The 14977-nt window shown below is 63.7% G+C and carries 13 protein-coding genes, 1 tRNA gene and 1 pseudogene; 11 read left to right on the top strand and 4 right to left on the bottom strand.

Translation table 11 applies throughout. The features are described from left to right. Positions 1-27 precede the first annotated feature (27 nt). From gsiB to AB4Y34_RS07815, 5 genes are all read left to right on the top strand, one after another. Positions 28-1590, top strand: a complete 1563-nt coding sequence (gene gsiB, locus AB4Y34_RS07835; RefSeq protein WP_368715712.1) for a glutathione ABC transporter substrate-binding protein GsiB — start codon at positions 28-30, stop codon at positions 1588-1590. Positions 1591-1671: 81 nt separating this feature from the next. Continuing rightward, a complete protein-coding gene (gene gsiC, locus AB4Y34_RS07830; RefSeq protein WP_368715711.1) occupies positions 1672-2592 on the top strand; it encodes a glutathione ABC transporter permease GsiC in 921 nt (306 codons plus the stop codon). Positions 2593-2599: 7 nt separating this feature from the next. After that, positions 2600-3505, top strand: a complete 906-nt coding sequence (gene gsiD, locus AB4Y34_RS07825; protein ID WP_368715710.1) for a glutathione ABC transporter permease GsiD — start codon at positions 2600-2602, stop codon at positions 3503-3505. Further along, complete coding sequence (locus AB4Y34_RS07820) at positions 3502-4617, top strand: P1 family peptidase (RefSeq protein WP_368715709.1); 1116 nt, start codon at positions 3502-3504, stop codon at positions 4615-4617. The genes gsiD and AB4Y34_RS07820 overlap by 4 nt, the downstream gene beginning before the upstream one ends. Beyond that, positions 4614-5447, top strand: coding sequence for a M55 family metallopeptidase (locus AB4Y34_RS07815; protein WP_368715708.1), 834 nt, complete (start codon positions 4614-4616; stop codon positions 5445-5447). The genes AB4Y34_RS07820 and AB4Y34_RS07815 overlap by 4 nt, the downstream gene beginning before the upstream one ends. A 40-nt stretch (positions 5448-5487) precedes the next feature. Here AB4Y34_RS07815 and AB4Y34_RS07810 read toward each other — a convergent pair whose 3' ends face one another. After that, positions 5488-6321, bottom strand: coding sequence for an alpha/beta fold hydrolase (locus AB4Y34_RS07810; RefSeq protein ID WP_368715707.1), 834 nt, complete (start codon positions 6319-6321; stop codon positions 5488-5490). Between the two features lie 262 nt (positions 6322-6583). Between AB4Y34_RS07810 and AB4Y34_RS07805 the strand changes: the two genes are divergently transcribed. The 4 genes from AB4Y34_RS07805 (at position 6584) to AB4Y34_RS07790 (ending at position 11759) form a co-directional block, all read left to right on the top strand. Continuing rightward, complete coding sequence (locus tag AB4Y34_RS07805; RefSeq protein ID WP_176381191.1) at positions 6584-7966, top strand: amino acid permease; 1383 nt, start codon at positions 6584-6586, stop codon at positions 7964-7966. 121 nt (positions 7967-8087) lie between these two features. Further along, positions 8088-9353 (top strand): glycosyltransferase family 87 protein, encoded by a 1266-nt coding sequence (locus tag AB4Y34_RS07800; RefSeq protein ID WP_176381192.1) that lies wholly within the window; start codon positions 8088-8090, stop codon positions 9351-9353. Positions 9354-9612: 259 nt separating this feature from the next. Next, on the top strand, positions 9613-10929 hold the full coding sequence (locus AB4Y34_RS07795) for a hypothetical protein (protein ID WP_368715706.1): 1317 nt from the start codon (positions 9613-9615) through the stop codon (positions 10927-10929). A 14-nt stretch (positions 10930-10943) separates the two neighbouring features. After that, positions 10944-11759 carry an ankyrin repeat domain-containing protein gene (locus AB4Y34_RS07790; RefSeq protein WP_368715705.1) on the top strand — a complete coding sequence of 272 codons (816 nt, stop codon included), beginning with the start codon at positions 10944-10946 and terminating at the stop codon, positions 11757-11759. A 17-nt stretch (positions 11760-11776) separates the two neighbouring features. On the opposite strand, the pseudogene AB4Y34_RS07785 reads toward AB4Y34_RS07790, so the two are convergent. From AB4Y34_RS07785 to hemN, 3 genes and pseudogenes are all read right to left on the bottom strand, one after another. Continuing rightward, positions 11777-11932, bottom strand: a pseudogene (locus AB4Y34_RS07785) (integrase); the annotation flags it as partial. 257 nt (positions 11933-12189) lie between these two features. Continuing rightward, a tRNA-Leu gene (locus AB4Y34_RS07780) sits at positions 12190-12274 on the bottom strand. 121 nt (positions 12275-12395) lie between these two features. After that, complete coding sequence (gene hemN, locus AB4Y34_RS07775) at positions 12396-13781, bottom strand: oxygen-independent coproporphyrinogen III oxidase (RefSeq protein WP_368715704.1); 1386 nt, start codon at positions 13779-13781, stop codon at positions 12396-12398. A gap of 179 nt (positions 13782-13960) precedes the next feature. Between hemN and AB4Y34_RS07770 the strand changes: the two genes are divergently transcribed. Further along, the gene (locus tag AB4Y34_RS07770; RefSeq protein ID WP_368715703.1) at positions 13961-14263 is read left to right on the top strand and encodes a YkgJ family cysteine cluster protein; all 303 of its coding nucleotides are present in this window, start codon (positions 13961-13963) and stop codon (positions 14261-14263) included. Positions 14264-14346: 83 nt separating this feature from the next. Continuing rightward, the gene (locus AB4Y34_RS07765; RefSeq protein WP_176381197.1) at positions 14347-14940 is read left to right on the top strand and encodes a DUF1439 domain-containing protein; all 594 of its coding nucleotides are present in this window, start codon (positions 14347-14349) and stop codon (positions 14938-14940) included. Positions 14941-14977 lie beyond the last annotated feature (37 nt).

Genomic DNA, 14977 nt, shown 5'->3' with positions numbered 1-14977 from the left:
CGTTAACTCGCAGCCTGGAGCAATCTCATGAACCTGCTGTTCCCGTCCTCTCCGTTTCGTTTGCGCGCGCTCGTCAGCGGCGGCGCGGTGGTGTTCGCGATGCTTGCGGGCAATCTGGCGCACGCCGAAACCACGGCCGTGATGGCCGTCGCGTCGACCTTCACGACGCTCGATCCGTACGACGCGAACGACACGCTGTCGCAGGCGGTCGCGAAGTCGTTCTACCAGGGGCTGTTCGGCTTCGACAAGGACATGAAGCTCGTCAACGTGCTGGCCGACAGCTATGAGGCGAGTCCCGACGCGCGCGTCTATACGATCAAGCTGCGCCATGGCGTGAAGTTCCAGGACGGCACCGACTTCAATGCGGCCGCCGTGAAAGCGAACTTCGATCGCGTGACCGATCCGGCCAACAAACTGAAGCGCTACAACATGTTCAGCCGCATCGAGAAGACGGAAGTGGTCGATCCGTCCACGGTGCGCGTCACGCTGAAGGCGCCGTTCTCGGCGTTCATCAACGTGCTCGCGCATCCGTCGGCGGTGATGATCTCGCCGGATGCACTCAAGAAGTACGGCAAGGACATCGCGTTTCATCCTGTGGGCACGGGTCCGTTCGAACTCGTGAAGTGGGACCCGGCCGGCGACCTGACCGTGAAGAAGTTCGGCGGCTACTGGAAGAAGGGCTATCCGAAGATCGATGCGATCGACTGGAAGCCGGTCGTCGACAACAACACGCGCGCCGCGCTGATGCGCACCGGCGAGGCGGACTTCGCGTTCCAGGTGCCGTTCGAGCAGGCCGCGCAACTGCAGTCGAGCCCGAAGGTCGATCTGATTGCGGCGCCGTCGATCATCGAGCGCTACATCAGCATGAACATGAACCAGAAGCCGTTCGACAACCCGAAGGTGCGTGAAGCGCTGAACTACGCGGTCAACAAGGAAGCGCTGACGAAGGTCGCGTTCGCCGGTTACGCGACGCCGGCCGACGGCGTGGTGCCAGAGGGCGTCGACTATGCGGTCAAGCTCGGACCCTGGCCGTACGATCCGGCGAAGGCGCGCGCACTGCTGAAGGAAGCGGGCTATCCGAACGGTTTCGAAACCACGCTGTGGTCCGCGTATAACTACTCGACCGCGCAGAAGGTGATCCAGTTCGTGCAGCAGCAACTCGCGCAGGTCGGCATCAAGGCGAGCGTCGAGGCGCTCGAAGCGGGGCAGCGCGTCGCCAAGGTCGAAAGCGCGCAGGACCCGGCGACCGCGCCGGTGCGCATGTACTACGCGGGCTGGTCGTCGTCGACTGGCGAGGCGGACTGGGCGATCAGCCCACTGCTCGCGGGCTACTCGATGCCGCCGAAGATGGTCAACACGTCATACTACAAGAGCGACGCGGTGGACAACGATCTGAAGCAGGCACTCGAAACCACCGACCGCGCGCAGAAGGCCGCGCTGTACGCCGACGCGCAGAAGCGCATCTGGGCCGACGCGCCGTGGATCTTCCTAGTCAAGGAGAAGGTCGTGTATGCGCGCAGCAAGCGTCTGTCGGGCGCTTACGTCGCGCCGGACGGCTCGTTCAACTTCGACGAGATCGCGATCAAGTGATGAGCGGACGAGGCGGCACACGTTTCGTCGTGGCCCGCCTCGTTTGCCGCTCATTCGCCGCTCATTTGCCGGACTGGTTTCATGCTGAACTTCCTCGTCAAACGTCTGCTAGGCCTGCTGCCGACGCTCTTCATCGTCGCCGTGCTGGTGTTCCTGTTCGTGCATCTGCTGCCGGGCGATCCGGCGCGGCTCGCCGCCGGTCCCGAAGCGGACGAAGCGACCGTCGCGCTGGTGCGCGCCGACCTCGGCCTCGACAAGCCGATGCCGCAGCAGTTCGTCCGCTTCTTCTGGCGGATGGCGCACGGCGACTTCGGTACCTCGACGCGCAGCAAGCGGCCGGTGAGCCAGGAGATCGCGGAACGCTTCTTCCCGACGCTGTGGCTGACGATCGCGAGCATGGTGTGGGCGGTCGTGATCGGCATGGCGATCGGCATCGCCTCGGCGGTGTGGCGCAACCGCTGGCCGGATCGGCTGGGCATGACGCTCGCGGTATCGGGCATTTCGTTTCCGGCGTTCGCGCTCGGCATGCTGCTGATGGAGATTTTCTCGGTGCAGCTCGGCTGGCTGCCGATCGTCGGCGACGGTTCGTGGCGCAGCTACGTGCTGCCGTCGCTGACGCTCGGCGCGGCGGTCGCGGCCGTGATGGCGCGCTTCACGCGGGCCTCGTTCGTCGAGGTGCTGCACGAGGACTTCGTGCGCACCGCGCGCGCGAAGGGCGTACCCGAGCGGCTCGTGATCATCAAGCACTGCCTGCGCAACGCGCTGATTCCCGTCGTCACGATGATGGGCCTGCAGTTCGGCTTTCTGCTGGGCGGCTCGATCGTCGTCGAAGTGGTGTTCAATTGGCCGGGCCTCGGGCGCCTGCTGATCGATGCGGTGTCGATGCGCGACTATCCGATCATCCAGGCCGAGGTGCTGTTGTTCTCGCTCGAATTCATCATCATCAACCTGATCGTCGACGTGATGTACGCGGTGATCAACCCGACCATCCGTTTCGAGTGAGGCCCGCATGAGCACCACTGCCACCGGGCCGAACGCGGCCAATCCCGCGCTCGCCGAACGCGCGATCCGCACGCCGTGGAGCGAGTTCTGGCGCAAGTTCCGCAAGCAGCATGTCGCGCTGGCCGCCGGCGTGTTCGTGCTGCTCTTGATCGTGATCGCGATCATCGCGCCGCATATCGTGCCGTACGACCCCGAGAATTTCTTCGACTACGACGCGCTGAACGCGGGGCCGTCGGCCGCGCACTGGTTCGGCGTCGATTCGCTGGGCCGCGATATTTTCAGCCGCATCCTCGTCGGTTCGCGCATTTCGCTCGAAGCGGGCTTTCTGTCCGTTGCGATCGGCGCGGTGATCGGCACGTTCTTCGGTCTGCTTGCCGGGTACTACGAGGGCTGGTGGGACCGCATCACGATGCGGGTGGCCGATGTGCTGTTCGCGTTTCCCGGCATTCTGCTCGCGATCGGCGTGGTCGCGATTCTCGGCAACGGCATGATCAATGTGATTAGCGCGGTGGCGATCTTCAGCATCCCGGCGTTCGCGCGGCTCGTGCGCGGCAATACGCTGATGCTCAAACAGCTCACCTATATCGAAGCGGCGCGCAGCATCGGCGCGTCGGACTTGACCATCATCGTGCGGCATATTCTGCCGGGCACGATTTCATCGGTCGTCGTGTATCTGACGATGCGCATCGGCACGTCGATCATCACGGCGGCGAGCCTGTCGTTCCTCGGCCTGGGCGCGCAGCCGCCGACGCCCGAGTGGGGCGCGATGCTCAACGAAGCGCGAGCCGATATGGTGACCGCGCCGCATATCGCGCTGTTTCCGAGCCTCGCTATTTTTCTGACCGTGCTCGCGTTCAACCTGCTCGGCGACGGTCTGCGCGATGCGCTCGATCCGAAGCTGGATCGGCCATGAGCACGAGTAACCATCACTCGGCTGAGCGTGCGCCGCATATCGGCACGTTGCAGGCCGGAGCGCTCGGCACGATCGCCGACGTGGACGGCGTCAGCGTCGGTCATTGCACGCTTGCCGAAGGCGCGTTTCAAACCGGCGTCACCGTGATCCGACCGCACTGTGGCGATCCGTTCGTCGACAAGGTGCCGGCCGCCGCGTCGGTGATCAATGGCTTCGGCAAGAGCGTCGGGCTCGTGCAGCTCGACGAGCTCGGCACGCTGGAGACGCCGATCGCGCTGACCAACACGTTCGGCGTCGGCACGGTCGCGCAGGCGCAGATCCGCGCGGCGATTCGCGCGAATCCGCGCATCGGCCGCGAATGGTCGACCGTCAATCCGCTCGTGTTCGAATGCAACGACGGCTACCTGAACGATATTCAGGCGCTCGCCGTGACCGAACAGCATTTCAACGAAGCGTTCGATGCCGCGAGTACCGATGTCGCGAGCGGTGCGGTCGGCGCGGGGCGCGGCATGTCGTGCTTCGATCTGAAGGGCGGCATCGGCACTGCGTCAAGGGTGGTCAGTGCGGCGGGCCGTGACTACACCGTCGGTACGCTCGTGCTGGCCAACTTCGGCCGTCTGCCGATGCTGACGATCGACGGCACGCCGCTCGGCCGCGTGCTGGCCGAACGCGCGGCTGCGGCTGAGGCGGCAAATGCTGCCAATGCTGCTGCCAGCGCAACCTCCGACAAACCCGAGCAAGGCTCGATCATCATGATCGTCGCGACCGATGCACCGCTCGACACGCGCCAATTGAAACGCCTGTCGTTGCGCGCGGGGGCCGGTCTCGCGCGCACCGGCTCGGTGTACGGTCACGGCAGCGGCGATATCGCGCTGGCGTTTTCGACCGCATATACGGTGCCGCACGGCGCGGACTTCGTCGCGCTGCCGCCGCTCGTCGCCGATCATTGTATGGACCCGCTGTTTCGCGCGTGCGCCGACAGCGTCGAACAGGCGATCGTCGATGCGTTGTGGAGCGCCGAATCCGTCATCGGTCGCAACGGCCATCGGCGGCTGTCGCTGCGCGACAGCGTGCCCGATCTTGCCCAAATGCTGAGGAATTCCGCGCGATGAAAGTCCTGATCTCCACCGACATCGAAGGCATCGCCGGCGTGTTTCATGCCGAGCAGACGCGCGCGGGCAACGGCGAATACGAAGCCGCGCGACGCTGGATGACGCTCGAAGCCAATGCCGCCATCGAAGGCGCGTTCGCGGGCGGCGCGACCGACGTGTGGGTCAACGATTCGCACGGCGGCTTTCGCAACCTGCTGCCCGATCTGCTCGATCCGCGCGCGCAGGTCGTGCTAGGCAAGCCGCGCACGCTCGGCATGATGGCCGGGCTCGAATACGGCGCGGCACTCGTCTTCATGATCGGCTATCACGCGAAGGCGCAAACCCTCGGCATCCTCGCGCACACGATCAACAGCTTCGCGTTCGCGCGCGTCGCGTTCAATGGCGTGGAGCTAGGCGAAGCGGGGCTGTACGGCGCGCTCGCTGAAGAATATGGCGCACATGTCGCGCTTTTATCGGGTGACGACGTGTTCGCCGAGGAAACCGCGCCGCGTTTTCCCAGCGCGCGTTTCGTCGTCACGAAGACCGCGACCGGTCAGGCAAGCGGCGTCACGCAGTCGCCCGCGAGCGTGCGCGAGGCGCTGCGGGCTGCCGCGCGCGACGTGGTCCGTCAGCATATCGAAGCGGGCCGCGCGCCTGCCGCGACGCGTGGGGAGCCGCGAGCAGTCGACTGCGAACTGCGCGTGCAAACGAGCGGGCTTGCCGATCTGTTCTGCCAATGGCCGACGCTCACGCGTGTCGATGGCGTGACGTTGCGTTTCAGCGCGGCGTCGGCCGAGCATGCGGTGCGGATGCTGAACTGTCTGTCGGCGATGTCGTTCATGTTGCGCTGAGCCGCGGCACGCTGAGCCGCTGACACCTTATTGCGGTGGCCTACTGTTGCTGCTGCCGGCTCAACTCGCGCGCCGCGTGATCGATTGCCTCGGCCACCGCCCCGGCGTGCGACACCGGCGCGAGGTGGCTCGACGCGACCGGCACCACCTTCGCGCCGATGCGCCCGGCGATCATTTTCTGCAGATCCGGCGACACCGCGCGGTCTTTCGTCGTCAGCACGTACCACGATGGTTTGTCTTTCCAGCCGACCTGATCGACCGGTTCGTCGAATGCGCTCGCGGCGATCGGTACCTGCGCGGCGGCGAGCACGCGGGTGACGGTCTCGGGCACGTCGGCGGCGAGGTCGGCGTGATAGCGCGCGCGGTCGAGCCACAAAAAACCGTTCGCGTCCTTGCTGATGCTCTGGCCGGCCGGCATCGGCCCGCCGGCCTTCATCACGTCCATCGCCGATTCGTGCAGTTGCGGCGCAAGCGCGGCGACATACACGAGCCCGGCGACGTTCGGCGCATTCGCGGCGACCTCGGTGATCACGACGCCGCCCCACGAATGCCCGACCAGCAGCACCGGGCCGTTCTCGCGATCGAGCACACGGCGGGTCGCGGCAACGTCGTCGGCGAGCGACGTCAGCGGGTTCTGCACCGAGCTCACGTGATAGCCCTTTTGCTGCAACTTCGCGACCACGCCGTTCCAGCTCGATCCGTCGACGAACGCGCCATGCACGAGCACGATGTTGCGCACCGGGCCGCCGAGCGCGGCGGCAGGCGGCGCGCTGGCGGTAGCGGGGGCGGCCGCCGTTTGCGCAAGCGCGGGCGTACCGACGCCCGCGAAACAGAAGCACAACACAGCGGCGCAAAGCAGACGTTTGGGCAACATGTTGAAGCTCCCCAGCTTGAAAAGTGGACTCCGGCAACATACTCGCGTGCCATCCGCGTGACAATCACAATCCGCGCGCTTAAGTGCGGCGCACAACGAACGCGGGCGGCTACGGACGCCAGAGGAATATCGGTCGGGTAAAATTATCGGTTTTGCCGGACCGGGCGCGTGCTGAGCCGCCGTGCAATCGGGCACAGCGCTGCCTTCGACAGCGTTCTACACGCAGCGGCCACACGCAGCGATCTCCACACAGCAGGGCGTAATGAATAGTGCAACGCAGCAAGAGGGCCTGAAGCGCGGGCTCAAGAATCGTCACATCCAGTTGATCGCGCTGGGTGGCGCGATCGGCACCGGACTCTTTCTCGGCTCCGCCAGCGTGCTGCAGGCCGCGGGTCCGTCGATGATCCTCGGCTACGCGATCGGCGGCGTCATCGCGTTCATGATCATGCGCCAGCTCGGCGAGATGGTCGCCCAGGAGCCGGTCGCCGGCTCGTTCAGCCACTTCGCATACAAGTACTGGGGCGATTTCCCGGGCTTCCTGTCGGGCTGGAACTACTGGGTGCTCTATGTTCTCGTCAGCATGGCCGAGCTGACCGCGGTCGGCACCTACGTGCATTTCTGGTGGCCGGGCGTGCCGACATGGCTGTCGGCGCTGGTGTGCTTCGCGATTATCAACGCGATCAATCTCGCCAACGTGAAGGCCTACGGCGAAACCGAGTTCTGGTTCGCGATCGTCAAGGTCGCGGCGGTGATCGGCATGATCGTGTTCGGCGGCTATCTGCTGATCAGCGGTCACGGCGGCCCGCAGGCGACGGTCGCGAACCTGTGGAGTCACGGCGGCTTTTTCCCGCACGGCTTTCACGGCCTGTTCATGATGCTCGCGGTGATCATGTTCTCGTTCGGCGGCTTGGAACTGATCGGCATTACGGCGGCCGAGGCGGCGGAGCCGCAGAAGAGCATTCCGAAGGCCGTGAATCAGGTGATCCTGCGGATCCTGATTTTCTATATCTGCTCGCTCGCGGTGCTGCTGTCGCTGTATCCGTGGAACGAGGTGGCGGCGGGCGGCAGCCCGTTCGTGATGATCTTTTCGCAGATGGGCTCGTCACTGACCGCCAACGTGCTGAACGTGGTCGTGCTGACCGCGGCGCTGTCGGTGTACAACAGCGGCGTCTACGCGAATAGCCGCATGCTGTACGGTCTCGCCGAACAGGGCAACGCGCCGCGCGCGCTGCTGAAGGTCGACCGGCGCGGCGTGCCGTATCTGGCGATCGGTCTGTCCGCGCTCGCGACGTTCGCATGCGTGATCATCAACTACGTGATCCCGGCCGAAGCGCTCGGTCTGCTGATGTCGCTGGTGGTCGCGGCGCTGGTGCTGAACTGGGCGCTGATCAGCCTCACGCATCTGAAGTCGCGCAAGGCGATGGTGGCCGCGGGCGAGACGCTGGTGTTCCGCTCGTTCTGGTTTCCGCTCAGCAACTGGATCTGCCTCGCGTTCATGGCGCTGATCCTCGTGATTCTGGCGCTGACGCCGGGCTTGTCGGTCTCGGTCTGGCTGGTGCCGGCATGGCTCGTGCTGATGTGGGGCGGCTACGTGATCAAGCGGCGCCGCGAGGCGACTCGCGCTAGCGTGGGGATTGCGAGCTGATCTTCACGCGGCGAAGTTCCCCACATAGGTCGCTCCCGTGTGGGCGAGCGCACAGATCGATTTTTGCGAACCGGTAATCTCTGTCCGGTCGTCCGGCACGAAGCCGGCGCGGAGAGACACCATGTTCAACGCAGGCGCGGTACGGACCAGGTCGAACTTCGGCGCGGGTGCCGCGCTCCTTCTGCTGATTGCGGTAGCCTGCCTCGCGCTGCGCATCCTGCACGTCGTCGCGAAGTTTCGTGGCAACGTGCCGGACGCATTCGGCGATTTCAATTTCTACCTGTACGCGTTCAACGTCGTGCTGCACGACCCGGCGCGCCTGTACGATCACGACGCGCTGATTGCGTTCTTGCAGGGCATCGGCGCGCGCTCGACGGGCGACGACATCTTCTACGCCTACCCGCCGCAGTTCGCGCTGGTGTTTGCGCCGCTCGCGCTGCTGACGCCGCTCGTCGCGAAAATCGTCTGGGTGAGTGCGTCGATCGTGTTGTTCGCGCTGGCTTTGTATCTCGTCGTCACGATGGCGTACCGCGGCACCGAGCGCAGCGTTAGCCTGCTGCTGGTGGCGGTCGCGCTGCTGAGCTTTCCGCTCGTCGAAGATACCTACGACGGCCAGTCCAACGAACTGCTGTTCTTCCTGCTGGTTGCGACCTTCGCGCTGATCGAGCGTCGCAAAGGCTACGCCGCTGGACTTTTTCTCGGCTTCGCGATCGCGATCAAGCTCACGCCTCTCGCCGTCGCCGGTCTGCTGATGCTGCGCCGCGAATGGCGGACGTTCGTGATGGCGAGCGTCGTTGCGATTGCCTTGACGCTGATTACCGGAGCGCGGCTCGGCTTCGACGTTCTGTGGCACTACTTCGTGTCGGACATGCCGCGACTGAACGGCATGGCACTGGCGATGAGCGGTGGCGGCGCGCCGATGAACAACACCGTGCGGGGCGCGTTGCAGACGCTATCGGCGACGCTCGGCATGCCGATGTCCGGTACGTTGCTGTCGATTGTCTCGCATGCGTTGGTGCTGACTGCTTGCCTGCTGTCCGCGTATCTGGTGTTTCGCCGCCATCGGGACAGCCGCATCGACTACGCGCTCGCCTCGATGACGATGCTCGTGGCTTATCCGATCCTCGAGCCGATCCACATGGTGCTCGCGTTGATCCCGTTGCTGATTCTGCTGGGCACCGCATTTGAAGCGCGCGACGTGCAGTTGTCGGCGCTCGGTCCGAGACTGGAGATGCTGCTGGTCGCGGTCGTCGTGGTCTTGCTGTTCTTCGCGGCGCGGTTTGTGTCGTACACGGTCGCGGCGCTGATCATTTACCTGCTCTGTGTTGCAAGGTACTTTCCACCGCCAGAAGTGGGATGGCGAGAGCGGGCTTACCAGCCTGGATGAACGATCCTGGTGTGGCGCGGCTCCTCATAAGAGCTTTGCATGAAGGTGCAATGGGAATGAGAGAACTGCTCGCGGAGCAGGATGCAAAGTTCGTGAGCCTGCGGGCGCGGAGAGCCTCCATGTTCTTGCGGGGGCTTTTCTGTTTCTTCGGAAGGCGGAGATTTTGGGCGGTCGCCCATGTACGGACTGCCTGTCGCACGGTAATTATCTGACTGCTGTCAACTCCGGCAGCGATTTCAGATAGACCAACGACACACCTATGTCCCTGTCCGTATTTGAGATGCACTCCGTGGAGCTGTTCTGCCAGCGGCCATCGGGTGCCTGTTATGTCATCTGTGACGAGTGGCGCTATAAGGCGTGCCTCGGCAAGGCCGCAGACCTTCCGAAGGCCAAGGCGGAGACCCGGGAGTTTCTTGCTATTGCCGAATTGAATTACAGGGCGTGGGAGGAGGACCGGAAGCTGGTCAGGCGCATCCAGAAGAGTGGCCGGCTGTTTTTCCATAGGGCGCGGCACCGTAACCCCGACACCGATGGATGGTGGGTTATCGTTGCTCTTCTCGAAGAGGTTCGCCGGGGCAAACTGCTTGCCATTAGAGGTCCGCGTAATGGCCTGTTTCCGTCACCCTACAGCAGCACGCCGTTAAGGAATCCCGTAGCGAGGACCGGCAGTCATCCGGACGGCGAACCCATTCGGTCCGTCGAGTATGATCCGGCCACCTGGCAAGCCCAGTTAGCCGCTGCGCGCGCAGCCAGGGCGACATCGCCACACATCGAGATACCACAGGCACTGACCAAGGCGCAGCGGTGGCAGACGCGCAAGGCGCTGATTGCGACGGGCAATGCGGCCATGTCCGGGCGCGTGCGGGCGGCGGCTGAACGGCTCGCACGCAACAATGTCGCGGTGGAGAAGGCCAGACTCTCCGATCATGTCTACGAGCCGTCCGGGCCGGTGCCCGAAGGGTGGGCGAACCGCAGCGGGGATACGGGATTTCTACGGCAGTACGGTTTGAAGCCAATAGACCTGGAAATCGAAGGCGCGAACTTCAGGGCGCAGCTATACGAACCGGATGCGGCGGTCTTCGGTGCCGATATGAATCCGACACTCGCCTTCAAGGGAACCGAAATGACGAGCCTGAGCGACTGGTCGAACAACTTAAACCAGAGCGCGGATATGACATCGCCTTACTACAGGCGAGCCGTAGATATTGGATGGAAGATGCGCCGCACACAGGCACCAATTGATATTGCCGGACACTCGCTAGGCGGCGGTCTGTGTTCTGCCGCTTCTTTGGCCAGCGGCAAGGACTGCTGGAGCTTCAACGCCGCCGGCCTGCACCCGAAGACGGTCGAACACTACGGCGGCCAGGTCACGCCATCGAACATCAATGCCTACCATGTGAATGGCGACATTCTGACCGTGGTACAGACGTGGACTCCCCTGCCCGGTGCAGTCGGAACTCCCTATCTCCTTCCCGGCAGCGGCTCGCCCGTGTCGCGGCACTTCATCACGCAGGCAATAGACGGCATCGAGCAGCAGAAGGCGGAAGACATCTCCGTACTTGAAACACTGTCATAACGAGGCTGAAAGCGATGAAAACACTCAGCCGAATCCTTATCGTGCCGGTGCTGTTACTGGCGCTATCTCCTGTGGTTCATGCAATGAAAAAATTTCCCGCCACTGATTTCTTTAGCGGCCCGCAACTCGAACTGGCGCAGGCCATCGAGCGCGGTGACATGGAGCAGGTCACGCGACTGGCACCGAAGACGGACCTGAACACGCCTGGGCGCAAGAACATGACGATGCTGTTTTTTGCGTTTCAGGAGGCGTTGCAGCGCGACCCGCATCGGCTTGCGGTTGCGTCGGAGGTGCTGAGGGCCGGGGCCGATCCCTTGCAGGCCGTACCGGATTTTGGCAGCCCCCTCGGGGTCCTGCTCAACAGCTCCCACCCGGAATTCCTGCGCGCGATGCTGGACGCGGGCGTTGATCCTAATCTGGTCTACAAGGGAGATCCATTAATTTTCTTTGTTGCAGGAGAGTCGACATCCGCCTCACTGAAGCTGCTGGTGGAGCGCGGCGCGGATTTAAACCGACGCGATTCGTTGCGCAATTCTGTGCTGTATGAAGCGCTGGCAAATCGCGCACTAGATCAGATTGACTACCTGCTGGACCATGGGGCAAACCCCAGCACCTACAACATTAACGGCGAGTCATTCCCACTAGGGATATGGGACGACATTAATACCTTCGCGCCTGATTCAGCGGCCTACAGGAAGCTGGTCAAAATCCGGGATCGCATCATCAGCATGGGCGTGAAATGGCCTCCCGAGACTCCGGAACAGATAAGAGCACGTTGGGGAGCCAATCCTCCGCGCCGGCTCGATGACAGCAAGCTTCCGCTGCCGTGAGGCAGAAACGGAAAGGGCTCTTCCAGTTCTTCATGCAGGATCGTGCGCGCCATCGCCCGGAAGCGGTGGCCGGTTATCTCCGTGCGCGCATCGGAGCCAAGCCGTCGAAGCGTGGCATTGATAGCCGCTTCACTCATCGGGCGCTTGATATCGCGTGCGCTTGGGAACCCGTAGCTTTCCGGCAAAACGGTCCTTGAAAATGCATCGCTTGTTGCTCGTTGGCGTGACGAGCAGCAGGCCGCCGCCGTACAGCTTCCGAAGTTTTTCACCCGGCTTCGTGTACGGATCGTGGCAACACGCCAAACGACCCCCTGATGGCGGCTGTAATCGCTGGTGAAACGTTGGAGACCACAGCAAACAAAAACCCCGCTCAGCGCTGGCTGTCGGGGCTTTGTGGGGAACCGTTGAAACCGGTTGAAGAGTGTTTGTTTGGTGCCCAGGGCCGGAATCGAACCGGCACGCCTTGCGGCGGGGGATTTTGAGTCCCCTGCGTCTACCAATTTCACCACCTGGGCAGATACTGCAGCGCGCATCAGAAGTTCAGCGCGCGAGGAAGACGCAGATTATGGCCGAAAATCGCTCGACGGGCAAGCCGATTGCCTTCACCCGCCACAGCGCGTTCGCAACGAGCGGTCCTCAGACCGTGCGCGAGAACCGGGGGAGTGTCTGCTCGCCGAGATAGCGGTCGAATACCATCGTGAGATTGCGTACGAGCATGCGACCGGCCATCCGCACTTCGAGCTTGCGCGTGCCGAGCGAGACCAGCCCGTCGTCCTCGAATGACCGCAGACGCGCGAGCTCCGGCGCGAACGTGTCGGCGAAGTGGATGCCGTACGCCGCTTCGAATTCGTCGAAACGCAGTTCGAGGTTGCACATCAGTTGCGTGATCACGTCGCGCCGCAGACGGTCGTCGGCGGACAGGCGGATGCCGCGCGCGATCGCGAGCCGGCTTGCGTCGATCGCGTCGGTGTAGGCGGGCAGCTCTCGCGCGTTTTGCGCGTACACGTCGCCGACCTTGCCGATCGACGAGGCGCCGAAGCCGATCAGATCGCACTCGGCCCGTGTGCTATAGCCCTGGAAATTGCGATGCAGCGTGCGCTGCGCCTGCGCGCGCGCGAGCTCGTCGGTGGGCAGCGCGAAGTGATCCATGCCGATATACACATAACCCGCCTGCGTCAGCCGTTCGACCACCCGTTGCAGCAGCGCGAGCCGCACCTCGCTCGACGGCAGCGTCGCGGCATTCATCTGCCGCTGCATCTTGAAGAGCTGCGGCATGTGCGCGTACGCGAACACCGACAGCCGGTCCGGCGCGAGTTCGAGCATCGTGTCGAGCGTGCGGCTGAAGCGCGCGACCGTTTGATGCGGCAGGCCGTAAATCAGATCGACGCCGATCGAATGAAAACCGTGCGCGCGCGCCGCCTGCATCACCGACGCGGTCATCTCGAACGGCTGGATGCGATTGATCGCCTGCTGCACGCGCGGATCGAAGTCCTGCACGCCGAGGCTCAGCCGGTTGAAGCCGAGATGGCGCAGCAGTGCGATCGTGCCGGGCGACGCCTCGCGCGGATCGACCTCGATCGAACATTCGGCTTGATCGTCGGGCAGCAGATTGAAGTGCTCGCGCGTTGCGGCCATCAATTCCGTCATCTCGTCATGCGACAAAAACGTCGGCGTGCCGCCGCCCCAATGCAGTTGCGACACGGGCCGCTGTGTATCGAAACACGCAGCCTGCAAGCCGATTTCGCGTTTGAGCCGCTCGAGGTACGGCCGCGCGTGCGCGCGGTTTTTCGTCACGACCTTGTTGCAGCCGCAGTAGAAGCACACGGTGTCGCAAAACGGAATATGGAAGTACAGCGACAGATCGGTCGACGCGGCACCCGGATCGGCGGCGGCGCGGCGATAGTCGGCCGTGTCGAACGATTCGCGGAACTGCGGCGCGGTCGGATAGGACGTATACCGGGGACCATTCGCGCTGTAGCGCGCGAGCAGGTCGGGGCGGAACAGGGTGTCGGCTACGGACATGAGCGGTATCGGACGGTGGGCGGCTCTCGCGGCGTATCGCGTGTGCATGGCCATTCGGGATTTTTCAGTTTAAATGCGCGCCTGCGGGCTCCGTTTGTGTAAAAAGGTCGCACAGACAGGCAGTGGCACAATGCGGGTCTGGCAACGCGTTGCCAAGGTTTGAGTTCAGGAAAGATGACGTGGATCAAAGGTTGAAGAGCGCACGAGTGGACGATCACGCGTGCCGTCCAGATTGCGGCGCGTGCTGTATCGCGCCGTCGATTTCGAGTCCGATTCCGGGCATGCCCAACGGCAAGCCGGCGGGCGTTCGCTGCGTGCAACTCGGCGACGATCTGCGCTGCGCGATCTTCGGGCGGCCGGAGCGGCCCGCATGCTGCTCGGGTCTGCAGCCGCAACAGGAGATGTGCGGCGCGAATCGCAGTGAAGCGCTCGCGTGGCTCAAGCAACTCGAGGTGCAAACAGATCCGGCATCGCTTCCATGATGCGCGGCACGCGATAAGCGCCATCACCCACCTCAAAGCCAACGCAAGCCGATGTCCGCAAGGGCTTCCACAGGAGATTTCGCATGACTCGACCCGCAGCGCCGGCCCGGCGCCGCTTTCTGCGCGCCGCGCTGACCGGCTGCAGCGTGCTTGGCATCACCGTGTCGCTCGCGGCTTGCGCGAGCCCGACGTTTCCGTTCATGCCGTCGCAATACACGTTCTCGCAGAAGCAGGTGCAGGAGGCCGTGCAGCGCAAATTCCCGTATCAGCGCACGGTGTCGCAGGTGTTCGACGTCGCGCTGAGCAATCCGGTGGTGGGCATGCTGCCCGATGCGAACCGCGTGCAGGTGAAGCTCGACGCCCGTTTCGCCAGCCCGTTCCTGCAAGCGCCGGTCGATGGCGTGTTCACGCTGTCGAGTGAACTTGCCTACGACGCGGCGAGCCGTTCGGTGATCCTCAAGTCGCCGAGTGTCGATAACGTCAGCGTGAACGGCCAGGCGCAGATGTACACGCAGCAGATCAACGCGGCCGCGGCGCTGCTCGCGACCCAATTGCTGACCAACTATCCGATCTACACGTTCAAGCCCGAGCAACTGCAATTTGCCGGCGTCCATTACGAACCCGGTACAATCACCATCCTTACAAACGGCATACGCGTGCAGATCGTCGAAAGATGACTCGCACGCGCGGCCACGAGGGCCGCGCGTGCGAGTC

The sequence above is a fragment of the Paraburkholderia sp. BR10954 genome (assembly GCF_040965775.1).
GTDB lineage: Bacteria > Pseudomonadota > Gammaproteobacteria > Burkholderiales > Burkholderiaceae > Paraburkholderia > Paraburkholderia youngii.
The sequence above is the reverse complement of the archived record's forward strand: the minus strand, read 5'-3'. Positions and strand labels throughout refer to the sequence as shown.

Excerpts from the sequence above, each read along its gene's own strand:
- gsiB (WP_368715712.1), top strand. The coding sequence starts at position 28 with ATGAACCTGCTGTTCCCGTCCTCTCCGTTTCGTTTGCGCGCGCTCGTC.
- gsiC (WP_368715711.1), top strand. The coding sequence starts at position 1,672 with ATGCTGAACTTCCTCGTCAAACGTCTGCTAGGCCTGCTGCCGACGCTC.
- gsiD (WP_368715710.1), top strand. The coding sequence starts at position 2,600 with ATGAGCACCACTGCCACCGGGCCGAACGCGGCCAATCCCGCGCTCGCC.
- AB4Y34_RS07820 (WP_368715709.1), top strand. The coding sequence starts at position 3,502 with ATGAGCACGAGTAACCATCACTCGGCTGAGCGTGCGCCGCATATCGGC.
- AB4Y34_RS07815 (WP_368715708.1), top strand. The coding sequence starts at position 4,614 with ATGAAAGTCCTGATCTCCACCGACATCGAAGGCATCGCCGGCGTGTTT.
- AB4Y34_RS07810 (WP_368715707.1), bottom strand. The coding sequence starts at position 6,321 with ATGTTGCCCAAACGTCTGCTTTGCGCCGCTGTGTTGTGCTTCTGTTTC.
- AB4Y34_RS07805 (WP_176381191.1), top strand. The coding sequence starts at position 6,584 with ATGAATAGTGCAACGCAGCAAGAGGGCCTGAAGCGCGGGCTCAAGAAT.
- AB4Y34_RS07800 (WP_176381192.1), top strand. The coding sequence starts at position 8,088 with ATGTTCAACGCAGGCGCGGTACGGACCAGGTCGAACTTCGGCGCGGGT.
- AB4Y34_RS07795 (WP_368715706.1), top strand. The coding sequence starts at position 9,613 with ATGTCCCTGTCCGTATTTGAGATGCACTCCGTGGAGCTGTTCTGCCAG.
- AB4Y34_RS07790 (WP_368715705.1), top strand. The coding sequence starts at position 10,944 with ATGAAAACACTCAGCCGAATCCTTATCGTGCCGGTGCTGTTACTGGCG.
- hemN (WP_368715704.1), bottom strand. The coding sequence starts at position 13,781 with ATGTCCGTAGCCGACACCCTGTTCCGCCCCGACCTGCTCGCGCGCTAC.
- AB4Y34_RS07765 (WP_176381197.1), top strand. The coding sequence starts at position 14,347 with ATGACTCGACCCGCAGCGCCGGCCCGGCGCCGCTTTCTGCGCGCCGCG.